Annotated in this window: 22 protein-coding genes; 17 read left to right on the top strand and 5 right to left on the bottom strand. The window is 48.4% G+C overall.

Features of this window, described 5'->3' with window-relative positions; translation table 11 throughout:
* Positions 1-79 precede the first annotated feature (79 nt).
* The 13 genes from frr to GEV47_RS04850 all read left to right on the top strand — a co-directional run bounded on the left by frr (position 80) and on the right by GEV47_RS04850 (position 13,514).
* Positions 80-640, top strand: a complete 561-nt coding sequence (frr, locus tag GEV47_RS04910) for a ribosome recycling factor (protein WP_153233549.1) — start codon at positions 80-82, stop codon at positions 638-640.
* 197 nt (positions 641-837) lie between these two features.
* Positions 838-1,617: a polyprenyl diphosphate synthase gene (uppS, locus tag GEV47_RS04905; RefSeq protein ID WP_153233548.1), complete on the top strand. Its 780-nt coding sequence runs from the start codon at positions 838-840 to the stop codon at positions 1,615-1,617.
* The gene (locus GEV47_RS04900) at positions 1,617-2,450 is read left to right on the top strand and encodes a phosphatidate cytidylyltransferase (RefSeq protein WP_153233795.1); all 834 of its coding nucleotides are present in this window, start codon (positions 1,617-1,619) and stop codon (positions 2,448-2,450) included. The genes uppS and GEV47_RS04900 overlap by 1 nt, the downstream gene beginning before the upstream one ends.
* A gap of 53 nt (positions 2,451-2,503) precedes the next feature.
* On the top strand, positions 2,504-3,688 hold the full coding sequence (ispC, locus tag GEV47_RS04895) for a 1-deoxy-D-xylulose-5-phosphate reductoisomerase (protein ID WP_194270590.1): 1,185 nt from the start codon (positions 2,504-2,506) through the stop codon (positions 3,686-3,688).
* The gene (rseP, locus tag GEV47_RS04890; RefSeq protein ID WP_153233546.1) at positions 3,688-5,064 is read left to right on the top strand and encodes an RIP metalloprotease RseP; all 1,377 of its coding nucleotides are present in this window, start codon (positions 3,688-3,690) and stop codon (positions 5,062-5,064) included. Before ispC ends, rseP begins: the two co-directional genes overlap by 1 nt.
* 216 nt (positions 5,065-5,280) lie before the next feature.
* Positions 5,281-7,665, top strand: a complete 2,385-nt coding sequence (gene bamA / locus GEV47_RS04885) for an outer membrane protein assembly factor BamA (protein ID WP_153233545.1) — start codon at positions 5,281-5,283, stop codon at positions 7,663-7,665.
* A 61-nt stretch (positions 7,666-7,726) separates the two neighbouring features.
* Entirely contained in the window at positions 7,727-8,281 is a 555-nt protein-coding gene (locus GEV47_RS04880; protein WP_153233544.1) for an OmpH family outer membrane protein, read from the top strand.
* A 119-nt stretch (positions 8,282-8,400) separates the two neighbouring features.
* A complete protein-coding gene (gene lpxD, locus GEV47_RS04875; protein WP_153233542.1) occupies positions 8,401-9,510 on the top strand; it encodes a UDP-3-O-(3-hydroxymyristoyl)glucosamine N-acyltransferase in 1,110 nt (369 codons plus the stop codon).
* The gene (gene fabZ / locus GEV47_RS04870; RefSeq protein ID WP_153233541.1) at positions 9,503-10,012 is read left to right on the top strand and encodes a 3-hydroxyacyl-ACP dehydratase FabZ; all 510 of its coding nucleotides are present in this window, start codon (positions 9,503-9,505) and stop codon (positions 10,010-10,012) included. The genes lpxD and fabZ overlap by 8 nt, the downstream gene beginning before the upstream one ends.
* Before the next feature lie 12 nt (positions 10,013-10,024).
* A complete protein-coding gene (lpxA, locus tag GEV47_RS04865) occupies positions 10,025-10,813 on the top strand; it encodes an acyl-ACP--UDP-N-acetylglucosamine O-acyltransferase (RefSeq protein WP_153233538.1) in 789 nt (262 codons plus the stop codon).
* Positions 10,814-10,850: 37 nt separating this feature from the next.
* Positions 10,851-12,023: a lipid-A-disaccharide synthase gene (gene lpxB, locus GEV47_RS04860; protein WP_265588499.1), complete on the top strand. Its 1,173-nt coding sequence runs from the start codon at positions 10,851-10,853 to the stop codon at positions 12,021-12,023.
* A gap of 36 nt (positions 12,024-12,059) precedes the next feature.
* Positions 12,060-12,677: a ribonuclease HII gene (gene rnhB / locus GEV47_RS04855; RefSeq protein WP_153233537.1), complete on the top strand. Its 618-nt coding sequence runs from the start codon at positions 12,060-12,062 to the stop codon at positions 12,675-12,677.
* A gap of 51 nt (positions 12,678-12,728) precedes the next feature.
* Complete coding sequence (locus tag GEV47_RS04850; RefSeq protein WP_153233536.1) at positions 12,729-13,514, top strand: TrmH family RNA methyltransferase; 786 nt, start codon at positions 12,729-12,731, stop codon at positions 13,512-13,514.
* 67 nt (positions 13,515-13,581) lie between these two features.
* Here GEV47_RS04850 and GEV47_RS04845 read toward each other — a convergent pair whose 3' ends face one another.
* The 3 genes from GEV47_RS04845 to ppsR form a co-directional block, all read right to left on the bottom strand.
* Entirely contained in the window at positions 13,582-14,028 is a 447-nt protein-coding gene (locus GEV47_RS04845; protein WP_153233535.1) for a GNAT family N-acetyltransferase, read from the bottom strand.
* Between the two features lie 54 nt (positions 14,029-14,082).
* Positions 14,083-14,598 (bottom strand): GNAT family N-acetyltransferase, encoded by a 516-nt coding sequence (locus GEV47_RS04840; RefSeq protein WP_153233534.1) that lies wholly within the window; start codon positions 14,596-14,598, stop codon positions 14,083-14,085.
* Positions 14,599-14,686: 88 nt separating this feature from the next.
* Positions 14,687-15,535, bottom strand: coding sequence for a posphoenolpyruvate synthetase regulatory kinase/phosphorylase PpsR (ppsR, locus tag GEV47_RS04835; RefSeq protein ID WP_153233533.1), 849 nt, complete (start codon positions 15,533-15,535; stop codon positions 14,687-14,689).
* A gap of 230 nt (positions 15,536-15,765) precedes the next feature.
* Here ppsR and ppsA point away from each other — a divergent pair, with 230 nt between their 5' ends.
* Complete coding sequence (ppsA, locus tag GEV47_RS04830; RefSeq protein ID WP_407646204.1) at positions 15,766-18,180, top strand: phosphoenolpyruvate synthase; 2,415 nt, start codon at positions 15,766-15,768, stop codon at positions 18,178-18,180.
* 244 nt (positions 18,181-18,424) lie between these two features.
* Here ppsA and GEV47_RS04825 read toward each other — a convergent pair whose 3' ends face one another.
* Positions 18,425-20,263, bottom strand: coding sequence for a tetratricopeptide repeat protein (locus tag GEV47_RS04825; protein WP_153233532.1), 1,839 nt, complete (start codon positions 20,261-20,263; stop codon positions 18,425-18,427).
* Between the two features lie 105 nt (positions 20,264-20,368).
* Between GEV47_RS04825 and GEV47_RS04820 the strand changes: the two genes are divergently transcribed.
* Positions 20,369-20,815, top strand: a complete 447-nt coding sequence (locus GEV47_RS04820; protein WP_153233531.1) for an NfeD family protein — start codon at positions 20,369-20,371, stop codon at positions 20,813-20,815.
* 95 nt (positions 20,816-20,910) lie between these two features.
* The gene (locus tag GEV47_RS04815) at positions 20,911-21,837 is read left to right on the top strand and encodes an SPFH domain-containing protein (protein ID WP_153233530.1); all 927 of its coding nucleotides are present in this window, start codon (positions 20,911-20,913) and stop codon (positions 21,835-21,837) included.
* A 98-nt stretch (positions 21,838-21,935) separates the two neighbouring features.
* On the opposite strand, the gene GEV47_RS04810 is transcribed toward GEV47_RS04815, so the two are convergent.
* The gene (locus GEV47_RS04810; protein ID WP_153233529.1) at positions 21,936-22,346 is read right to left on the bottom strand and encodes a YXWGXW repeat-containing protein; all 411 of its coding nucleotides are present in this window, start codon (positions 22,344-22,346) and stop codon (positions 21,936-21,938) included.
* Positions 22,347-22,486: 140 nt separating this feature from the next.
* Between GEV47_RS04810 and GEV47_RS04805 the strand changes: the two genes are divergently transcribed.
* On the top strand, positions 22,487-22,780 hold the full coding sequence (locus GEV47_RS04805) for a 4a-hydroxytetrahydrobiopterin dehydratase (protein WP_153233528.1): 294 nt from the start codon (positions 22,487-22,489) through the stop codon (positions 22,778-22,780).
* The last annotated feature ends 22 nt before the right edge of the window (positions 22,781-22,802 follow it).

The raw sequence follows: 22,802 nt of genomic DNA, 5'->3' as shown, positions 1-22,802 counted from the left end.
AGTGATAGCGTAGTTTGAATTTGCAGTGTGAATTGTAGTTTCGTTTTATATTAAAGATTGTCTTCAGAAGGAGAGCAGCATGAGTATTGCTGATGTCAGGAAAAATACAGAAACAAGAATGCTAAAGTCGCTTGAGACTTTGCGTGCCGATTTGGCGAAAGTGCGTACCGGTCGTGCTCATACGGGTATTTTGGATCATGTCCAGGTTGAGAGCTATGGCGTGATGTCTGCTTTGCCAAACGTGGCCAACTTAACCTTGCTTGACGCGCGCACAATCGGTGTTAAGCCATTTGATAAGAAGCAGCTTGCTGCCATTGAAAAAGCCATTCGTGATGCTGATTTGGGCTTGAACCCGTCGACCCAGGGCGACATTATTCGTGTGCCAACACCAGCTATGACAGAGGAACGTCGTAAGGAAATGGTTAAATTGGTCAAGGGTGAAGCCGAAGATGCAAAAATCGCGATTCGCAATATTCGTCGTGATGCGAATGAAGCTTTGAAGAAGTTGGTTAAAGATAAAGAATGTTCGGAAGACGATGAGCGTCGTGCCCAGGATGACATTCAAAAACTGACAGACAAATCTGTTGCAGAAGTAGATAAACAAGTTGTCGATAAAGAAAAAGAAATTTTGACAGTGTAAAAATCTTGTAGCTGTCTGAGAATTGGTATATTTCGTTTATGGGACTTACGCAAAAACGCCACAGCGGCGTTATGACTGTCGTACGCTTTTACTGCCTTCGTCGTCATGCCTTGCTGTAGCGCTTTTGCGTAAGTCCTGGTTTATAGTGGTAATGTTTTATACCAATTCTGCATATTCATTTTCTTATTTAATTTTTCATGACTCGTTCCAGTTCAACACAAATGCAGCCACCTGACGCGGCGATGCCTAAGCACATTGCCATTATTATGGATGGCAATGGCCGCTGGGCGACGCGGCGATTTTTGCCGCGTTTTGCAGGGCATGGCAAAGGCGTTGAGGCGGTACGCGGAATTGTTGAAGCTTGCGTTAAGCGTGGTGTGCAATACTTAACGCTATTCGCATTTAGCTCTGAAAATTGGCGTCGTCCTGAAGAAGAAGTTTCTTTGTTGATGCGTCTTTTTGTCACCGCGTTAGAGCGTGAAGTAGGGAAGATGCATGCCAATGACATACGTCTTAAAGTGGTCGGCGATCTCAGTCGTTTCGATGCCAAGTTACAAGGCATGATCGCTGAAGCCGAACGTAAGACTGAGAATAATGTCGGACTGACTGTCACGGTTTGCGCCAATTACGGCGGTCGCTGGGATGTGATGCAAGCTGTCAGAAAAATGATGGCCGCTGGCTATAGCGCTAGTGATTTGCAGGGCGATGATAGCGAAGAAAAGCTGGCTCGGCATTTGGCGATGGCTTATGCGCCGGAGCCTGATCTTTTTATTCGCACTGGTGGTGAGCAGCGCGTTTCCAATTTCTTGCTGTGGCAATTGGCCTATAGCGAACTTTACTTTACCGATACCTACTGGCCAGATTTTGATGCGGTGGAATTAGATAAGGCCATTACCTCATTTCAGCAACGTGAACGGCGATTTGGCCGAACCAGTGCACAACTAACTCAGTTGGACCATCAAAAAAAGGCTTCATGATGCTAAAAACGCGTGTGCTCACTGCGTTGGTGTTACTGGCAGTATTGCTGCCGATTCTCTACTTTGATTATTTCCCCGGATTTGCTGTTGTTGCCGCATTATTTTTTGCTGCGGCGATTTGGGAGTGTGCTCGCCTGTTTGGGAGTGCAGAAAAGCGTGCATTAGGCTATGGCATCATTGCATTAGGCTTATTTGCCGTCACTGTGCTAAAGGGCGGCGGCGCAAATATTGGCGTATTGTTTACGCTTTGTGTGGCGATTTGGGCCGTACGTTTTGTGCCTTCGCTGGCGCTGGGATTGCCACCGGTGGCGAGTTTCGGTAATCGTATTGTCGGTGTGACCTACGCAATCGCTATCTTCGGCTGCTTTGTTGCGATTCTGGCTTTATTCATTCATTCCCCTCTGTATCTGTTATCGGTAATGGCGATCGTATGGGTTGCTGACATTGGCGCCTATTTCTGCGGGAAAGCTTTTGGTAAGCATAAGCTGGCGCCATCTATTTCTCCCGGCAAGTCTTGGGAAGGAGCGATTGGCGGATGGTTGTTGGTCTTGCTGATTTCACTGGGAATTTGCTTGACGCCTGCTGCAGTGGTTTTAAGAGATACTTTGCCGGTGAGCCTATACGCTGTTTGGGGCTGGATGGGACTGGTCGGCATGATGACTTTGTTGGTAGCTGCCAGCGTAGTGGGTGATTTGTTTGAGTCACAGCTGAAGCGACGCATAGGGATGAAAGATAGCAGTAAATTGTTGCCTGGTCATGGTGGGGTGCTAGATCGCATTGATGCGCTCATCCCGGTATTGCCGTTGGTGACTTTATTAAGCTTTTGGTTTTGAGGGCACGTATGGAAAGTCGCGCGGAAAATGATCTGCACATGCAAAAAGCGTCTTTGCAGAATATCACTATTCTTGGTTCGACTGGCTCGATTGGAGTGTCGACTTTAGATGTTTTGGCGCGTCATCCTGAGCGCTACGCGGTATATGCTTTGACAGCCTATTCTCACATTACGCGCCTGGCGGAGCAGTGCGAAAAATTCCAGCCGCAGGTAGCCGTGGTCGGTACGTCGGAATCGGCGGCGCAGCTAAGTCTGTTATTACAAGCCAAGGGCTTGAAAACGCAGGTTACGTATGGCGAGCAGGCGTTATGTGACGTAGCCAGTGCAGCCGCGTGCGACACAGTAATGGCGGCAATTGTCGGTGCCGCTGGTTTGGCGCCATCCCTGGCCGCAGCGCGTGCCGGCAAAAAAATTCTATTGGCGAACAAAGAAGCGCTGGTCATGTCTGGCCAATTGTTCATTGATGCGGTTCGCAGTAGCGGTGCTACATTGCTGCCGATCGATAGCGAACATAATGCGATCTTCCAATGCTTACCGCATGCCTATCAACGGGATCAAAAGCAACGTGATCCTCGTGCCGTTGGCGTTGAAAAAATTCTGCTGACCGCATCTGGCGGACCTTTTTTGCATCGGGCGGTTGAAACGCTGGATGCCGTTACGCCAGATGAAGCGGTAGCGCATCCGAATTGGGTAATGGGGCGGAAAATCTCGGTCGATTCAGCGACTATGATGAATAAAGGTCTGGAAGTCATCGAGGCGCATTGGTTGTTTGGCGCCGCGGCGAGCCAGATCGAGGTAGTGATTCATCCGCAAAGTGTGATTCACTCCATGGTTTCCTACGTTGATGGTTCAGTTCTGGCGCAGCTTGGTAACCCTGATATGCGTACGCCGATCGCTCACGCATTGGCCTACCCGGAACGTATCGCTTCTGGCGTGCCTGCGCTCGATTTGACCGTCATCGGTCAGTTGCAATTCACGCGTCCGGACTTTCTGCGCTTTCCTTGTTTGAAGCTCGCGTATGATGCGTTGATTGCAGGTGGATCTGCTGCAACTATATTGAACGCTGCGAATGAAATTGCTGTCCAAGCTTTTCTTGACGGAAAAATTGGATTTCGTATGATAGATCAACTCATTGCGCGCACTATGGACAAAATATCGTCTTGTTCCATCACCGATATTGATGCGTTGCTGGAACAAGATCAGTTTGCACGGTTAACAGTACGTTCATTCATTTCCTGATGATACTTTTACAAACATTATTGGCGTTCGCAGTTGCGTTAGGTTCGTTGATTATTGTTCACGAGCTTGGGCACTATTGGGTCGCGCGTTTGTGCGGGGTAAAGGTTTTGCGCTTTTCCGTCGGTATGGGCAAGGTGATTTTTTCACGCCGTTTTGGTGCCGACCAGACTGAATGGGCCATTTCGATTTTGCCGCTGGGCGGCTACGTCAAGATGCTCGATGCGCGGGAACAGGATATTGGCACGATTGCGCCGGCTGATTTGCCGCGAGAATTTACACGCCAATCCGTGTGGCGTCGAATTGCCATCGTTGCGGCCGGTCCCTTGGCTAATTTTCTGCTCGCCATCCTCTTATTTGCCGGTATTTACATGCACGGTACTCCTGAACCATTGCCGAAGTTGGGGCCGGTGGCAGAGCAATCGGTAGCCTACCAGGCGGGTTTGCGCGGTGGCGAATTGGTGACAGCCGTTAATGGCGAGGCGACTCAAACCTGGGATGACATGCGTTGGAAGTTGACGCAAGCTGCTGTCGATCATGCGACTGTCAAACTGGACGTACAACATCCTGATGCGAATTCTGCCGGTGGCAATATTCTGGATACTGTTAATCTCCCGCTTGATAGTATTACTACCCAAGATTTAGAGAGTGATTTCTTAGCGAAGCTAGGTATTGTTATCGCTTTTTCCAAGGCAAAACTCGAAAAAGTCTTGCCTGATGGCGCTGCAATGAAAGCGGGCCTGCATGATGGCGACGTGATTACCAGTATTGATGGTAATCCTATTGCTGACGGTATGGCTTTGATCGATAAAGTGCGCGTGTCGGCCGGTCAGACTTTGCATGTAGGTGGCCTGCGTAATGGACAAGACGGACAAAATTTCCAACTGGACTTGGTCCCGGAAGCGCAAGAGCGGGATGGCAAGGTTATCGGTCAGATAAAAGCGGAAATTTCATTCGCGCCAGAAATGATCGTTGCTACTAGTCCGCCGCTGGCCGCATTGGTAAAAGGGGCTCAAAAAACCTGGGATACCAGTATTTTGACCTTGAAGATGCTTGGTAAAATGCTAACTGGTCAAGTTTCGGTCAAAAATATTACCGGCCCAATTACGATTGCTGATTACGCCGGACAGACTGCAAGGATAGGGGTAATTAGTTACCTCAGTTTTATTGCCTTTATCAGCCTCAGCCTAGGTGTAATGAATTTGCTACCTATCCCAGTTTTAGATGGGGGTTTTTTGCTGTATTATTCGGTGGAAGTTTTAACTGGACGTCCCGTTTCCGAACGGATTTGGGGAATTGCCCAGCGTGCAGGTTTTGGTGTTTTGATGATGTTGATGGTCGTCGCTATGTTTAACGATATCGTTAGACTAATATTTTAATGTTGTGTTGGTAGCGCATGTTGGTACGTGTTCTCCAAAAACTGTTTATACGTTGTTGTCCCGCCTTGTCGTACAGTCATACTGCCGGCGTAGGGATGTCTAGTCTAAATAATTTTTGGAAAACACTTTAGGAACGATAACAGCGATAGCCAGGCACCCCCAAGTTTTTCCTGATCGACTTAGGCCGATCAGGACATTGATAACAAACGATTGCTAATGAAATTACATTCCCAGCATTTCCCCTTGTCGATATTTTCACGTCGTTTAGTTGCTGTAGCGGCCTTTGCATTGTGTTCCGGCCAAGCGATGGCGATACAACCATTTGTGGTTAAAGATATCCGAGTCGAAGGTATTCAACGTACTGAAGCTGGTACGGTTTTTAGTTATCTGCCGGTAAAAGTTGGCGATACTTTGACCGATGAAAAAGCAACTGCAGCGATCAAAGCACTGTATGAGACTGGATTTTTTAAAGACGTCCGGATCGAGGCGGATGGCAATGTCCTGGTCGTTTCGGTGGAAGAGCGCCCGTCGATCAACAATGTCGTTTTTACCGGTACTAAAGAATTTGATAAAGATCAGCTGACCAAAGCCTTGAAAGAAATTGGCGTTGGTGAGTCGCGAATTTATGACAAGGCGCTGGTTGATCGTGCTGAGCAAGAGTTGAAGCGCCAATACCTTTCGCGTGGTTTGTATGGCATGAAAGTGACGACAACGGTAACGCCAATTGAGCGTAATCGCGTCAATATTGATTTTGCAGTGGATGAAGGTCAAGTTTCAAAGATTAAAGAAATCGACTTTGTCGGCAATAAGCTCTTTTCAGATAAAGAATTGCGCGAGCAACTGGCATTACGTCCACCAGGTTGGTTTACGTGGTACACCAAAGCCGATCAATATTCCAAAGAAAAGCTGACGGCTGATATTGAAAGCCTGCGATCGTTTTATTTGAATCGCGGCTATATCGAAATGCAAGTTGATTCTAGTCAGGTGTCTATTTCACCTGATAAAAAAGATATTTATGTCACATTGAATATCACTGAAGGCGATAAATTCACCGTTTCTGACGTCAAGCTGGACGGTGAAATGTTTGGCTTGGACGATCAATTGAAATCCTTGGTTCAGTTGAAAAAAGGCGAAGTTTTCTCTGGTCAGAAGTTGACAGAGACGACCAAGAGAATCTCTGACCGTCTGGGTAATTTCGGTTATGCATTTGCCAATGTGAATGCCAATCCAGTACTCGACCGGGCTAAAAAAGAAGTTGCTTTCACGATCACAGTGGATCCAGGCAAGCGCGTATACGTGCGTCATATTAACGTGGCAGGTAATACTAAAACGCGCGATGAAGTGGTGCGCCGCGAATTCCGCCAGTTTGAAGATTCCTGGTATGACGGTTCGAACATTAAGCTTTCACGCGACCGCGTAGACCGCTTGGGTTATTTCAAAGATGTGACTATCGAAACACCAGAGGTACCGGGTACAACGGATCAGGTTGACGTCGTTATGTCTGTGACTGAGAAGCCAACCGGTAACGTGACGGTGGGTGCAGGGTTCTCTCAAGTTGATAAAGTCAGTTTGACTGGTTCTATTCAGCAAGAGAATGCTTTTGGTAGCGGTAACACGATTGGACTGAGCATCAACACCAGTAGCACTTATCGGACTGCGGTATTGTCACAAACAAATCCGTACTTTACCGACGATGGTATTAGCCGCACGTATAATTTGTACTGGCGCACGCAAAGTCCGCTTGATACGCAGACAGGTGACTATAAAGTCAGAACAATTGGTGGTGACATCAAGTTTGGTGTTCCATTCTCGGAAGTCGATACCATTTTCTTTGGTGTAGGTGCTGAAAATACCGGCGTTGATACTGACAGTACTAGTCCGGATATTTATCAACAGTATGTGGACGATTTTGGTCACACCAATGCCGATGGAAGCGGCTCCGCCAATACCACGAGTTTCCCACTGACTGCCGCTTGGCAACGGGATAGTCGTGACAGCGCGTTGGTGCCAACCAAAGGGCGTTACCAACGTTTTAACCTCGAAGTCTCGGCTTTAGGTAGTTTGCAGTACTATCGTGCAAGTTACCAGCATCAGTACTTCAAGCCATTGTTTGGCAATGCCGTGACATTAGCGTTGAATGGTGAAGTTGATTACGGTGCGGGTCTTGGCGGTAAGCCTTTCCCGGTATTTAAAAATTATTATGCTGGTGGTATCGGTACTGTACGTGGTTATGAAGGTTCGACATTGGGTACTACTGTCGACCAATACGGGCAATCGATGGGTGGTTCCAAGCGTTTGTATGGCAATATGGAGTTACAATTCCCATTCCCAGGCTCAGGCAAGGACAGAACTTTACGCTGGTTTACTTTCCTTGACGGCGGTCAGGTTTATGCTGATAAGCAACCTATGTCCTTCAGTGAGTTGCGTTACTCCGCTGGTATTGGTTTGAGTTGGGTATCGCCAATCGGGCCGTTAAAAATAAGCTGGGCGCAACCTTTGAATGCGAAGAATAATTTTGATGCAACCACAATCGGCGGCGCTACGACAAAAGCTTCCGATCAGGTACAGCACTTCCAGTTCCAATTGGGAACAGGGTTTTAATTAAGCATCATCAATTTGCTTAATTGAAATTTGTATTGAAATTGAATAACGGAGAACGACCTTGAAGTCTCTCAAACAATCATTTATTTCACTGAATGCGGTTGCTTTATTGGCAGTTTGCTTAGTGTCGGGGGTGACTAGTACAGCAGTTTATGCTGACGATGCGTCACCAGCATCACCATCCGGTGGTTCCAAAATTGGTTTTGTCAGCAACGATCGCATCATGCGTGAGGCTTTGCCAGCTAAAGCGGGCTATGCAAAAATTCAAGCAGAATTTTCTAAGCGCGATAAAGATTTGCAGGATTTGGCCGCACGAGGTAAAGCTGCTGCAGATAAGTTGGACAAAGATTCTGCGGTGCTGCCGGAGTCGGAACGCTTAAAGCGGCAACGTGAGTTGGCTGACATGGATAAGGATTATCAGCGTAAGCTACGCGAATTCAATGAAGATCTAAATCAACGTCGCAATGAAGAAACGGCAAACGTTGTGGAGCGCACCAATAAAGTCATCAAACAGATCGCTGATTCTGAAGGTTACGATATTATTTTTCAGGACGCTGTCTATGCTAACAAGCGTATCGACATTACCGATAAAGTGCTGAAAGCACTCAACAAATAATGGGATTTACGCAAAATTGTCCTTGCGGCGTTACCCCTTCTGGCCGTACTAAAGTACGGTCTTCGTTGGGATGCCTTGCCGGGACAATTGTACGTAAGCCCTAGAATACAAAGGCCACTATGAGCACTCGGCTGAAACAACTGGTCGAAAGCTTAGGCGGCCAATTGATAGGTGATCCGGATATTGAAGTGTCCGGCATTGCGCCACTCAGTGATGCTACCGCATCTCATATCACTTTCCTCTCTAATGCCAAGTTTCGTTCGCAAGCGGCACAAACGCAGGCTGCGGCGTTGATATTATCGCCTGCTGACGATGCTATTGTGAGTGCCAGCTATCAAGGCGCTCGTATCGTTACGGCAAATCCCTATGCTTACTTTGCGCGTGCAGCGCAATTCTTTGTGGCTCTACACGCGCAAGTTGTGATCGCAGGTATTCACGCAAGTGCTACGGTAGCGCCGACAGCTAACATTGCTGCAAGTGCTGTTATTGGTGCCAATGTGGTGGTGGATGCTGATGCCATCATAGGTGAACACGTGCAGATTGCAGCTGGCTGCGTGATTGGTCGTGGCGTTAAAATCGGCGCGATGACGCAACTGTATCCGCAGGTGACGATTTATGCAGGATGTGAAATTGGTCAACGCGGCATTATCCATTCCGGTGTTGTGATTGGTGCCGACGGTTTTGGCTTTGCCAACGAAAGTGGCACTTGGATCAAGATTCCTCAAACCGGGCGTGTGCTCATCGGTGATGATGTCGAAATTGGTGCCAACACCACGATAGATCGTGGTGCTTTGCAAGATACGGTAATAGAAGAGGGCGTCAAGCTGGATAACCAGATTCAGATTGCCCACAATTGTCATATTGGCGCGCATACTGCGATTGCGGCATGTGCCGGTATCGCTGGTAGCGCTAAAATCGGTAAATATTGTTCGATTGGTGGTGCTGCAATGATCCACGGCCATATAACGATAGTCGATCATGTCCATGTTTCAGCCGGCACACTGGCGTTACGCTCAATATTGGAGCCCGGACAGTACACAGGTTTCTATCCAGTTGCCAAGCATGGCGATTGGGAAAAATCAGCCGCATTGGTACGTAATTTGACCTCTATGCGTGAGAAAATCCGGTCTCTAGAAAAAAACATGAAGCAGCTGACTGAACAACATACAGAGCAGCAGCGATTCATAGAAAATACAGAAAATTCAATTAAAGAAGAATCCAATGACTAATCCAAATCCTAGCGCTAACGGCCTTCCGGGCGGCACTCTCAATATCAACCAGATCAAAGAATATCTGCCACATCGCTATCCTTTGCTGCTAGTTGATCGCGTATTGAGCTGGGAGAGTGGCAAGACCATCACGGCGATCAAAAATGTCACCGCCAATGAAGAATTCTTCAACGGCCATTTTCCAAATAAGCCGGTAATGCCCGGTGTCTTGACGATTGAGGCATTGGCGCAAACAGCCGCCTTGTTATCGTTTTTGAGCGAAGGCCGTAAGCCGGATGAAAATACCGTGGTGTATTTTCTGGGTATCGATAATGCGCGTTTCCGCCGACCTGTTGAGCCGGGCGATCAGATTAAGCTGGAAGTCGAAATTCTTCGTGTGGTGCGCGGCATCTGGAAATATCATGCAAAAGCAACGGTGGATGGCGAACTGGCAGTAGAAGCTGAATTCATGTGCACGATGCGCCATGCAGTGACGCCTGAAGTCACCCCGGCCGCGAAATAATTGGTAACCAAGATGACGCGTATTCATCCAACAGCAGTGATTGCTCCAGAAGCGACACTTGATAGCTCTGTCGAAGTCGGCGCTTATGCGGTAATTGGTCCTCATGTCACTATCGGCGCCGGTACCAAAATCGGGCCGCATGTTGTGATTGAAGGGCACACAACGATAGGCCGCGACAACACTTTCTTCCAGTTTGGCTCCATCGGCGCAGCGCCACAAGATAAAAAATTTGCGGGCGAACCAACACGCCTGGAAATTGGCGATCGCAATACCATCCGGGAATTTGTCACGCTCAACCTCGGGACTGTGCAAGACGGCGGCCTCACCAGTCTGGGAAATGACAACTGGATTATGGCGTATGTTCATGTCGCTCATGACTGCCATATCGCTAACAATACGATATTGGCCAATAACGCTACCTTAGGTGGACATGTCCACATAGGGGATTGGGTGTTTCTTGGCGGGTTTACGACGATTCATCAGTTTTGCCATATCGGCGCGCATGCCATGACGGGATTTACGGCCGCGGTCAGTCAAGATGTTCCGCCGTTTGTTACCGCTGTCGGAAATCGTGCGGTTCCTGCAGGGATTAATAGCGAAGGCCTTAAGCGGCGTGGTTTCACCAGCGAGCAGATCATGGCGATCAAGCGAGGTTATAAAATGATTTATCGCGCTGGTCATTCCTTGGATGAGGCTAAGGCGGCACTCGAAGCAGAAGAAATTAAGTCACCAGATGCGGCCGAATATCTGCGCATGCTGCGCGATTTCATCTCCAAGTCCAGTCGTGGCATCATTCGCTGAAGTGGTTACGCCATATAGCACTAACCATTCTGGCGGCATGTCAGCTGCTAATTTGACTGATGTTACCGTCGCCATGGTCGCCGGTGAGACTTCCGGCGATCTATTAGCGAGCCGCTTATTGTCCGGTCTGCGCCCACACTTGCCAGATGCGGCACTGCATGGCATCGGCGGCCCCAAGATGGCTGAATATGGCTTTGAAAGCTTTTGGCCTATGGACAAGCTGGCGGTGAATGGCTTGTTTGAAGTGTTAGCGCATTATCGCGAGCTCAAAGGTATACAGATTGCGTTGCGTGATCGTTTGCTGCGTGAAAAACCGGACGTCTTTATTGGTGTCGATGCCCCGGATTTTAACTTTGGCTTAGAAACACAGCTTAATCATGCAGGCATTCCGACTGTCCATTTTATTGGGCCATCGATTTGGGCATGGCGTGGCGGGCGGATTAAAAAGATTAAGCGCTCCGGTTCGCACATGCTCGTCGTGTTTCCATTTGAGGAAGCGATTTACCACCAGGCGGGTATCCCGGCAACCTACGTAGGTCACCCTTTGGCGCAAGTGATTCCCATGGTGCCTGATGTTGCTGCGGCACGCCAGGCGCTCGCTTTGCCTGTCGATGCCAGAGTGGTTGCCATCATGCCAGGCAGCCGCATGTCAGAATTGAAGTACAACACCGTTAGCTTTGTCGGAGCCGCAAAATTATTGGCGCAGCGTGACCCAGGCCTGCGCTTTATCGCACCGATGGTGGGTGAGAAGCAACGACGTCTGTTTATGGAACTGATCACTGAAGCTGGTTTGCAGGATGTGCAAATTCAGTTAATTGATGGGCAGTCGCATACCGCAATGGCGGCGGCCGATGCGGTGCTGGTGGCATCAGGCACCGCATCGCTGGAGGTGGCACTGTATAAAAAACCTATGGTGATCGCTTACAAAATGATGGGCGCGACTTATCAAATCATGCGTCATCTGAGTTATCAGTCGTGGATAGGTTTGCCCAATATTTTGGCGCGTGAATTTTTAGTCCCGGAACTGATACAACATGCTGCCACACCGGAAGCGTTGGCAGAAGCGCTCTGGAAGCAACTCGACGATGTGCCGCATCAAATCATGCTGCGAGAACGCTTCACTGCCATGCACCATACTTTATTGCGCGATACGGCGAATGAAAGTGCGCAAGTGGTGTTGAAAATTATTGAGCAGCGTGCACGGAAGTGATGCCCATCAGTGATTCACGTAAATACATGACATGTAATGACAAATAACCCCAACCAAGCATTATTCAATTTTGACGATACCACCGAAATCATCTGTGGCGTAGATGAGGCTGGTCGCGGTCCATTAGCAGGCCCCGTGTTTGCGGCAGCCGTCATTCTCGATCCGCAACGACCAATCATCGGTTTGCGTGACTCAAAAAAATTAACCGCAGTACGACGTGAAGCATTGGCAGAGCAAATCAAAGAATGTGCTTTAGCATGGTCGATCGCACAATGTTCGGAGCAGGAAATTGACACACTCAATATTTTGCAAGCCACCATGCTGGCGATGCGGCGTGCCGTTGAAGGGCTATCGCGCACGCCAACATTGGCACTGATAGATGGCAATCGTTGCCCGGTGATGGTGATACGTGCAGAAGCGATTATCAAAGGTGACGATAAAGTACCTGCCATTTCGGCAGCATCGATTCTCGCTAAAACGGCGCGCGATGCGGCATTGGACGTATTGCATGATCTCTACCCACACTATGCTTTTGATCAGCACAAAGGTTATCCAACTGCGTTGCATTTAGAACGTTTGCGTTTGCATGGCGTTTCGCCGGTACATCGACTATCTTATGCGCCAGTGCGTGCCGTGTTAGCTGCAAACACTTGATTTGCGCGATATTGTGTCTATCTTATTTGTAGTCATCTTCACTAAAATCTCATGAAATTAATCACCTCTCCTTACAACGCGCTCTACAAAGAATTGAAGCTACTTGCCACCAGTTCGCAAGAGCGACGCAAGAGAGGGCGTACTTTGCTCGATGGGATACATCTAAGTCAATCCTACCTGCAACATGGCGGTTCGCCAGTGCTGTGCGTTGTCAGCGAAAGTGCAATAGCGCATCCCGAGGCTGCAGACCTGATCGCGCAGTGCGAGTCTAGTGGTGTGGAATGTGTCGCTATGCCAGACGCTCAATACAAAGTATTGAGTCAGGTTGAAAACGGTGTCGGCTTATTGTTCATGATTGACACACCGCAATTTACTGCGCCCGCTGTATTAGCTCAATCAGCTGTTTTGTTGGATAACCTGCAAGATCCCGGAAATCTAGGTTCTATCTTGCGCAGCGCAGCTGCAGCAGGGATCAAGCACATTTACTGTTCATCAGGGACAGCGCTAGCATGGTCGCCAAAAGTGTTGCGTGCCGGGATGGGTGCGCATTTTTTATTGGAGATTTTTGAAAATGTAGATTTGTCAGCAGTCATGACGACTGCGCAATGCCCGATTCTTGCTACTAGTTCTTATGCGGAAAAGAGCATCTACGACGTTGATCTGACCGGCTCTGTAGCCTGGCTGTTTGGACACGAAGGGCAGGGGGTTGCTGAAGATTTAATGACGCAAGCGAGCCAGCAAGTCGTGATTCCGCACCTGGGGAAAATGGAGTCGTTGAATGTGGCAGCAGCAGCAGCGGTTTGTTTTTTTGAGCAAGTCCGGCAAACGCAAACTTAGTTCTGAAGTTTAATGCGATAGATGGGTAGAGTAGCAATACCCATCGCCAAAGTACGATACGTCCATTTTATAAACGTTTCTGAAGTACCTTCCACGCGAATTCACGTGTCATGGGATCATCCCAGCCATTGTTTATCCAAAATTGATTGCCAACATCGTTATTTGTGAAAACGAAGACACTGCAGTGAGGGATGTTCGCCTCGATCAGTTTTGATGTGCAAAACTGAACCATTTGACGCCCCAATCCTTTTCCACGCGCACTGTCAGCCACAGCCAGATGATAAAGCGATCCTGCGCGACCATTATGGCCACACAGTACAGCGCCGACAATGTTGTTATTTTTGTCGCTGGCGACCACGCTGAAGCCGGGATTTCGTTCCAGAAAGCTGGTGATCGCCTCTTTTGTATCGTTTTCATGAAGACTGAGTCCTTCAATTGACGACCATAAATCAAATGCATGTTGATAGTCGTCAGCGACGAATTCCCGTAATTCAAAATCAGAGGTAGAGCTCATTCGATATTAAAGATGGTTTATGGAGGGGCTAAAGTTTATCTTATAAAGATGGACTCAACTTTGCTTCAGCCATTTTTCATAAAACACACTGTGTCCCGAATCTGGATAGTCCAGCACGACGCCGCAGCGGCTAAAACCCGAACGTTCATACAGTCGCCAAGCGGCATCAAAACCTTGTACGGCACCTGTTTCCAGCACAAGCTGAGTGACACCTTTGTCTTTCGCCAGCTGAGTAATCGCATCCAGCAAAATCGCACCGATACGCTGGCCACGTACGGCCGGCAGCGTAAACATGCGTTTGACTTCACCAATATGGGCACCATGTATTTTTAGCGCACCACAACCGAGCGCGTTGCCACTCTCGTCGCGTGCAACGAAAACCGTCGTATCCTCACCCGCCATTTGTTCGACTGTCATCTTGAATTGAAATTCGACCGGCGATAGCGGTAAAAGATGGCTATTTAACGCCGCGACCAGTGTTCGGACGTCATCTTGCAGAGGTGTTTCAACGGTGATGGTGACATTCGATGTGATTGGACTATTCGACGCTACAGATTGGGACCTGCTCATTTCTTGCTCCTCTCAATTGTGAACACGGGCGCCAGCACATTTGCTAGCGTGTGAGTCGATGTAGAAGCAAGAAAAGCACCACCTGTTGTTAAAAGATTGTCGCTTCCGGCTTAATATCTTGCAAAATCGTCGCCGCAATTTCTTCAATCGACTTGGTTGTCGATGACATCCAGCGTATTCCCTCGCGTCGCATCATTGCTTCAGCTTCATTAATTTCATATCGACAGTTCACTAAAGCCGCATATTTGCTGCCAGGGCGACGTTCGTTACGAATTTCGGATAAACGTTCGGGCGCGATGGTGAGGCCGAAAATTTTTTGTTTATGCGGGATCAAACCGCTGGGGAGTTTATTGCGTTCAAAATCCTCAGGGATCAATGGATAGTTGGCCGCCTTGATGCCATATTGCATCGCCAGATATAAGCTGGTCGGGGTTTTTCCTGAGCGTGATACGCCAACCAGAATCACATCGGCATCTGCCAGATTTTTATTCGACTGACCATCATCATGCGCTAAAGAATAGTTGATTGCTTCAATCCGATTTTTATACTCTTCTGAGTTGGCGCTATTATGGCTGCGACCTATGGTGTGGGACGATTTGACGCCCAATTCATTTTCTAGCGGCTCAACAAAGGTCTGAATCAAGTCCATGTGCATTGCTTTTGCTTGCTGGATGACTTTGGATAAATCCGTTTTTACCAGAGTCGAAAACACAATCGGTAATTTGCCATCGACCTGAAAGGCTTCGTTAATTTTGCGTGTGGCGTCATGCGCTTTATCCAGTGTGTCGATAAACGGCAGGCGCACTTGCTTAAAACGCAACTCAAACTGTGTTAACACCGAATGACCAAAAGCTTCGGCCGTGATGCCGGTACCGTCAGAAACGAAAAAAACCGTGCGATTGGCGGCTGGGAGAGGGAGATTCGGTGTTTCTGACATAGTATTTGAACAATGAGTGATTAGAGTAGGCGCTTCAATGGCATATAAATAATAGGGCTTTATTACTAAAACAGGCAAAAAAATCAGTACAGCCTGTAAAATGGCGACCAACGATTAATTTAAACGTGTCCTGACGAAGAATAACAAAAAGCCAAGGGGCGCGTGGCGCAGTGTGAAGCGAGCTATGAAGATTTCTTACCATCAAACTAGAGGTTGTTATGTCCAATGCAATGCAAATGGGATTATCCCAGGGGGCTGCTTACGTCGTTCCCTTTGAAAATTTACGGATGACGGATGTTGATTCCGTCGGCGGCAAGAACGCGTCACTGGGTGAGATGATCAGCCAGCTGGCGACTGCCGGTGTCCGGGTGCCGGGTGGCTTTGCCACTACGGCGCAAGCTTTCCGCGATTTTCTGGCGTATACGCCAGAAGGTGGCGTTGCACTGGCGCAGCGCATCGCTGATCGCCTGGAAACATTGAATGTCGAAGATGTGCGTGCATTGGCGCAAGCAGGTAGCGAGATTCGTGAATGGATCGTGGCTACGCCATTCCAGCCACGTCTGGCACAAGAAATCAATGAATCGTATCAACGTCTGGTGGCCGATTCTGCCGCTGAGATGTCGTTTGCCGTGCGTTCTTCTGCCACTGCAGAAGATTTACCAGATGCGTCATTCGCTGGCCAGCAAGAAACTTTCCTTAACGTGGTCGGCATCGACAACGTGCTAGAAGCTATGAAGCACGTGTTTGCTTCGCTCTACAACGACCGCGCGATTTCATATCGGGTACATAAAGGCTTTACCCACGCTGAAGTCGCATTGTCCGCGGGTGTGCAGCGCATGGTGCGTTCTGATGTCGGCGCTGCTGGCGTGATGTTTACACTGGATACCGAGTCTGGATTTAAAGACGTGGTGTTCATCACTTCCAGTTATGGCCTCGGTGAAACCGTGGTGCAGGGTGCAGTCAATCCTGACGAATTTTATGTCCACAAGCCGATGCTGGAACAAGGCAAATTACCTATCATCCGCCGCAATATCGGTTCTAAACTGATCAAGATGGAATTCACTGGTGAAGCGAAAGCTGGTCGCTCAGTGAAGACTGTGGATGTGCCTATCGAGTTGCGTAATCGTTATTCTCTGAACGATATGGAAATCGTTGAGCTGGCTAAATATGCCGTCATCATCGAAAAACATTATCAACGTCCTATGGATATCGAATGGGGTAAAGATGGTCGCGACGGTAAGATCTATATCTTGCAGGCACGCCCGGAAACCGTGAAATCGCAGGAGAAATCTACAGATGCGCAACAACGGTTCAAGCTCAAAGGTAGTAGTCATGTACTGGTAACTGGTCGTGCTATTGGCCAAAAAATCGGCGCCGGTCCGGTGCGGGTGATTCATAACGCATCTGAAATGGAGCGCGTACAGCCAGGCGATGTATTGGTAGCGGATATGACGGATCCTAACTGGGAACCGGTCATGAAGCGTGCCGCAGCGATTGTTACCAATCGTGGTGGCCGTACCTGTCACGCAGCGATTATTGCGCGCGAATTGGGTGTGCCTGCGGTGGTCGGTTGCGGTGACGCGACTGACATTCTAAAAGACGGTACTTTCGTCACAGTCTCTTGCGCTGAAGGCGATGAAGGCAAGATTTACGACGGCTTACTGGAAACTGAAGTAACCGAAGTGGCGCGTGGCGACTTGCCTAAGTTGCCGCTGAAAATCATGATGAACGTGGGTAATCCACAACTGGCGTTTGATTTCCAGTCGATTCCTAACGAAGGCGTTGGTTTGGCGCGTTTGGAATTCATTATCAATAACAATATCGGTGTGCATCCTCGGGCGATTCTTGAGTATCCGAATATTGATACTGATTTGAAAAAAGCCGTGGAATCCGTAGCGCGTGGTCACGCTTCACCGAAAGCGTTCTACGTCGATAAATTGGCCGAAGGGATTGCTACGATTGCTGCAGCCTTCTGGCCGAAAAAAGTCATCGTGCGTTTGTCTGACTTTAAGTCGAATGAATACAAGAAGCTGATCGGCGGTTCACGTTACGAGCCGGATGAAGAAAATCCGATGTTGGGTTTCCGTGGTGCGGCACGTTATCTGTCGGCTGACTTTGCTGCGGCCTTTGAGATGGAATGTCTGGCGATGAAACGCGTGCGTGAAGACATGGGTTTAACGAATGTCGAAATCATGGTGCCGTTTGTTCGTACCTTGGGACAAGCAGAAAAAGTCATCGGTTTGTTGGCGAAAAATGGTTTGGTGCGTGGCGAAAATGGTTTGCGCGTCATCATGATGTGCGAAGTGCCATCGAACGCGATTCTGGCCGATGAGTTCCTCGATCATTTCGATGGCTTCTCTATCGGTTCCAATGATCTGACGCAATTGACGCTGGGCCTGGATCGTGATTCAGGTATGGAATTGCTGGCGGCTGATTTTGATGAGCGTGATCCGGCGATCAAAGCCTTGTTGAAAAAAGTAATCTCCACTTGTATCGCCAGAGGCAAATACGTAGGCATTTGCGGTCAAGGTCCATCCGATCATCCGGACTTTGCGGAATGGTTGATGAAGGAGGGGATAGAAACGATCTCCTTGAATCCTGATACCGTGATTGACACTTGGAAGCAGTTGGCAGCGGCGCAATAAGTACATTGTTTCAATAGCTAAAAAAGCGAGCACTGGTTTCTAGTGCTCGCTTTTTTTTTTGATGCACGCAGGGCGGGTGTGGGCACCGCATTTTTGCTCACGGTCTTATGTTGCAGGTATCAAGGATAGGGGTATGCCTGAGCGACTATCTCTGATGTTAAATGCCTTCTTTCTGAGATTCGCCTTAACGAGCAAAAATGCGGTGCCCACACCCGCCCTGCGTACTCAGCGAGTTTTTGTAGATTTAAGAAAGTTGTTCTGACAAGGCCAAGCGTACTTGTTGTATCACACTCGCCCAGTCACCAGCCTGACTTTGTCGAAACAAGCGTGCGCTTGGATACCAGGGACTATCGTTACGCTCCAATAACCAGCGCCAATCGGCAGCACTCGGCAATAGTATCCACACCGGTTTACCCAATGCCCCCGCCAGATGAGCCACTGAAGTATCAACGCTGATGACGATATCAAGGTTGGCAATGATGGCAGCGGTATCGCCAAAATCTTCAATCCACTGCGCTTGACTATGAAGCTGTGGTGTCCGCTCTAAAAATTCTTTATCGCTGTTACGAATTTCTTTTTGTAGCAAGAAAAAAGATACGGCCGTTGCATTGCTATGCTGTGCACAATCGAGCAGCGGCGCAAACTGTTCAAGCGCGATTGAACGATTGTGATCTTTGTGTTTGTTGCTGTTGCCTGAGCCGATCAGGCCAATTTTGAATGCTTGTTGATGCTGCTGATTTTGTTGTTGCCAGCTTGTGCACTTGCTTGGCTCTGCTTTGAAATAGGCGTTGTAGTTATGCGTGACTGACGGCAGCAGCGTGGCGGAAATATTGCTCAAATCAGTTGCAAATACTAAAGGCAAGCTCATGAGTGGCGTTTGATAATCTACCTGCGGCACCGTTTTGCCAAGTGCAATGATTTGCAAGGGAATGCTGTTTGTCGGCAGCTGTTGATTCATGCTTGAGACGATGCTAACGAGTGACGGATTGACTTCTAATATCACTTCAGCACCCAGCGCCGCAACCATCAAAGCGTAACGACAGAACTGTATGGTGTCACCGAGTCCTTGTTCCGACCATAATAAAATACGTTTTCCTCGAATCGGTTCTTGTCCTTGCCACAATGGAAAATTGCTGTGACGAGTTTGTTCGGCATCACTTTTTTTCCAACGGGATTCATAATCAATCCAGCCGCTCGCAAAATGTCCTAGCGTCAGTTTCGATAGCGCTTGATTGTAGATGACGTCAGCATATGCCGGCATGATTTGCAGCGCTTTTTGATAGCTGACAATGGCTTCTTCGTGTTGACCTACAAGGCTCAAGGTAATGCCGTAATCACCCCATGCTTCTGCTTTATGTGGCGCCATCGCTAAACCTTTGGCGTGATCCAGTAACGCGGCTTCGTAGTGCTCCAGTTTATGCAGAATGACACCGCGATCAAGATAAAAAGTAGCTGACTCTGGATTGTATTCAAGCGCCTGATTGAGACAGACCAGCGCTTCTTGATGCTCCTCCAATTGGTCTAGCGTTACGCCTTTTTTGTACCAGTATTCCGCATTGCGCGGTTGTAGTGCGAGCGCCTTGCCAATACTGATGAGCGCATCTTGATAACGTTCTAATTGGTGCTGAAGCGTTGCGCGTTGTGACCAGCCGTAATCACTTTGTGGCACCTGCAATAGTGCTTGTTCATTGCACTCCAAGGCCACAGCAAAGTGTTTTAAACTAGCGAGAGTTGCACTTTTTGCAAATAATATGTCGGGTTTGTTGTGGCCTAGATCTAGCAGTGCCTGATATGACGCGAGTGCTTCTTCGTACGCTTCCATTTCAAATTGCACGCGCGCTAATTTGAAATGCACTGGCAACAAACGCGCGCTGTTATCTGCAGCCGCTGCAATGGCTTTTTTGAAAAAATGGATTGCCGCCAGCGGTTGATGCGTTGCCGCGTAGATCACAGCCAGAATATGCAGCGCATCAAATTGCATGGGCTCACTTCGCAAAATGGCAAGGAGCGTTTGCTCGGCTTGTTGATGACGGCCAGCTTGAAAATCTTTATAGGCTAGGGCAATCAAATCAGGAGTATTCATGGATGTCGGTGAGTGTGATCTTAAGTGATTTGCAACTTTACATCACTATTAGGGTCTTATTGTGAGTTAGACTATGCCACAGTCAATTCTTCCGGAGAAAAACAAATGGCCGATTGGGTTATATGGATGTTGATGGCAGGTGTATTGATCATCGCCGAACTATTTACCGGCACCTTCTATTTATTGATGGTAGCGCTGGGTTTAATTGCTGGCGGCCTGGCGGCGCTGGTAGGTTTTAGTATGGAATGGCAATTGCTGGTTGCCGCTGTGGTGGCGGTGTTGGCGACGGTAGGCCTGCGCCGTAGTCGTTTCGGTAAGCGTGATCGGGTTCAAGCTGAGCGTGATCCGAATGTAAATCTGGATATCGGTCAAAAAATCAATGTCAATGCATGGGAAGCGCCGATGGGAGCGGGTGGCGTTGCTAGTGCACGCGTGATGTATCGCGGGGCATTGTGGGATGTTGAGCTCGCACCAGGACAAGAGGCGCAGGCCGGCCAATTTGTGATCCAGGAAATTCGTGGTAGTCGGTTGATAGTCTCGAACACGAAATAATTTAAGTTTGCATCAATACGTAAGTCCGCATAGCTGTTTATATGTCGTTGCCCTCGCAGTTATGCGGAATTACTTAACAAAGAGAGGAAATCACTATGTTCGGAAGCGTATCCATCATTATTTTATTCATTGCGATTATATTCGTGGTCAAGACTGTTAAAGTCGTGCCGCAACAACATGCTTGGGTAGTTGAACGTTTGGGGAAATATCATGCAACTTTAGGTCCAGGTTTAAGCATAGTTTTACCTTTTGTCGATCGTATCGCCTACAAGCATATTCTCAAAGAAATTCCACTGGATGTACCGCCGCAAGTCTGTATCACGCGCGACAATACGCAGTTGCAGGTGGATGGTATTTTGTATTTCCAGATCACCGATCCTATGCGTGCATCGTATGGCTCATCAAATTATATCGCTGCGATTACGCAGTTGGCCCAAACTACTTTGCGCTCGGTGATCGGTAAGATGGAACTGGATAAAACCTTTGAAGAACGCGACCACATCAATACCACCATCGTGAATGCGATTGATGAATCTGCCGCCAACTGGGGTGTCAAAGTGCTGCGTTATGAAATCAAAGATTTGACGCCGCCGAAAGAAATTTTGCACGCGATGCAAGCGCAAATTACTGCAGAGCGTGAAAAACGTGCTTTGATCGCGGCATCAGAAGGCCGCAAACAAGAGCAGATCAATATTGCCACTGGCGAGCGCGAAGCATCCATCGCCAAATCAGAAGGTGAAAAGCAAGCGTCGATTAATCGTGCGGAAGGTCAGGCGGCAGCGATTTTGTCGATTGCTCAGGCTAGCGCTGAAGCGATTCGCAAAACGGCAGCAGCGATGCAAGAACCGGGCGGCCAGGATGCCGCAAGTCTGAAAGTCGCAGAACAATATGTCGCAGCATTTTCGCAGCTGGCTAAGACGAATAACTCGATTATTGTTCCGGCTAATTTAGGCGATATCAGTAGTTTGATCGGGACCGCGATGCAAGTCGTGAAATCGCAGTCTGTTGCAAAGAAAATCTAAGCTTCTGTAAATATTTAAATATTTAAATATTTAAAAAAATGGCACCGGCGAAATGTTTTCGTCGGTGCCATTTTTATTGGATTTTTTAGCCGTCGAAATTAACGGTCGCGGCCACCACGGTAATCATTACGACCGCCATGATGATTGTCATAGCCTCTGCCATTGCCATGGTAGCCATTGTTGCGCGGTCCTTGTGCCCAGCCACCGCGATTTAACTCCCAGCGACCACCGTGTTGCACCCATTGCGGGCGATTATATTGATAGCCTGGGCGGGCGCGAGCCCAATTGCCCGTACGCCATACGTGACGGCCACCAACCCAATCCCAATAACCCGGCGCCCAGATATAGCCTGGACGTGGAACGGGAACAACCTCATAACGTGGCGGTGGTGGCGCACCACCAATAATGATGTTGACGCCTACTTGTGCATTGGCTTGCGCTGGAATAAAAGCCATGCTACTCGCCGCGATTAGCGCAACGGCGTAGGTAGCTTGAAGTATGCGTTTCATAAAATTCCTAAAAGAGATGATGTTGTGAAACTATACATCTCGCCAATATTTCTTCAAGAAGCGATGCAACTCGTTACACTCGTTACAAAGCCAATATCGCTATAGAATTGCGCCCTTATGACAAATAAATGGAGATCACCATGACACGACCATCAGCAAACCACATCGGTGCCGCCGCCGCGTTACCAAGGCTACCAAGCTGGACTATCGTCGAAGGACGTGATGCGATTCAGAAAACGTTCAAGTTTACTGACTTTAATGCGGCATTCGGTTTTATGGCGCAGGTCGCGCTTTTAGCCGAAAAAATAGATCACCATCCTGAATGGTTCAATGTTTACAACCGCGTAGAAGTATTGCTGGCAACGCACGATGCCAATGGTGTGACGGAATTGGATGTCAAAATGGCACAATTTATGGATAGCATCGCATCTTGATATTTTTTATAGTGACGCCTCA

The sequence above is a fragment of the Glaciimonas soli genome (assembly GCF_009497155.1).
Taxonomy (GTDB): domain Bacteria; phylum Pseudomonadota; class Gammaproteobacteria; order Burkholderiales; family Burkholderiaceae_D; genus Glaciimonas; species Glaciimonas soli.
The sequence above is the reverse complement of the archived record's forward strand: the minus strand, read 5'-3'. Positions and strand labels throughout refer to the sequence as shown.

What these genes read in the sequence shown, in the direction of transcription:
- GEV47_RS04900 (WP_153233795.1), top strand. Translation starts at nt 1,617, where the DNA reads ATGCTAAAAACGCGTGTGCTCACTGCGTTGGTGTTACTGGCAGTATTG.
- GEV47_RS04805 (WP_153233528.1), top strand. Translation starts at nt 22,487, where the DNA reads ATGACACGACCATCAGCAAACCACATCGGTGCCGCCGCCGCGTTACCA.
- uppS (WP_153233548.1), top strand. Translation starts at nt 838, where the DNA reads ATGACTCGTTCCAGTTCAACACAAATGCAGCCACCTGACGCGGCGATG.
- GEV47_RS04840 (WP_153233534.1), bottom strand. Translation starts at nt 14,598, where the DNA reads ATGAGCAGGTCCCAATCTGTAGCGTCGAATAGTCCAATCACATCGAAT.
- lpxB (WP_265588499.1), top strand. Translation starts at nt 10,851, where the DNA reads ATGTCAGCTGCTAATTTGACTGATGTTACCGTCGCCATGGTCGCCGGT.
- ppsA (WP_407646204.1), top strand. Translation starts at nt 15,766, where the DNA reads ATGCAAATGGGATTATCCCAGGGGGCTGCTTACGTCGTTCCCTTTGAA.
- GEV47_RS04845 (WP_153233535.1), bottom strand. Translation starts at nt 14,028, where the DNA reads ATGAGCTCTACCTCTGATTTTGAATTACGGGAATTCGTCGCTGACGAC.
- bamA (WP_153233545.1), top strand. Translation starts at nt 5,281, where the DNA reads ATGAAATTACATTCCCAGCATTTCCCCTTGTCGATATTTTCACGTCGT.
- fabZ (WP_153233541.1), top strand. Translation starts at nt 9,503, where the DNA reads ATGACTAATCCAAATCCTAGCGCTAACGGCCTTCCGGGCGGCACTCTC.
- GEV47_RS04850 (WP_153233536.1), top strand. Translation starts at nt 12,729, where the DNA reads ATGAAATTAATCACCTCTCCTTACAACGCGCTCTACAAAGAATTGAAG.
- rnhB (WP_153233537.1), top strand. Translation starts at nt 12,060, where the DNA reads ATGACAAATAACCCCAACCAAGCATTATTCAATTTTGACGATACCACC.
- GEV47_RS04815 (WP_153233530.1), top strand. Translation starts at nt 20,911, where the DNA reads ATGTTCGGAAGCGTATCCATCATTATTTTATTCATTGCGATTATATTC.
- lpxD (WP_153233542.1), top strand. Translation starts at nt 8,401, where the DNA reads ATGAGCACTCGGCTGAAACAACTGGTCGAAAGCTTAGGCGGCCAATTG.
- lpxA (WP_153233538.1), top strand. Translation starts at nt 10,025, where the DNA reads ATGACGCGTATTCATCCAACAGCAGTGATTGCTCCAGAAGCGACACTT.
- rseP (WP_153233546.1), top strand. Translation starts at nt 3,688, where the DNA reads ATGATACTTTTACAAACATTATTGGCGTTCGCAGTTGCGTTAGGTTCG.
- ppsR (WP_153233533.1), bottom strand. Translation starts at nt 15,535, where the DNA reads ATGTCAGAAACACCGAATCTCCCTCTCCCAGCCGCCAATCGCACGGTT.
- GEV47_RS04825 (WP_153233532.1), bottom strand. Translation starts at nt 20,263, where the DNA reads ATGAATACTCCTGATTTGATTGCCCTAGCCTATAAAGATTTTCAAGCT.
- GEV47_RS04810 (WP_153233529.1), bottom strand. Translation starts at nt 22,346, where the DNA reads ATGAAACGCATACTTCAAGCTACCTACGCCGTTGCGCTAATCGCGGCG.
- GEV47_RS04820 (WP_153233531.1), top strand. Translation starts at nt 20,369, where the DNA reads ATGGCCGATTGGGTTATATGGATGTTGATGGCAGGTGTATTGATCATC.
- frr (WP_153233549.1), top strand. Translation starts at nt 80, where the DNA reads ATGAGTATTGCTGATGTCAGGAAAAATACAGAAACAAGAATGCTAAAG.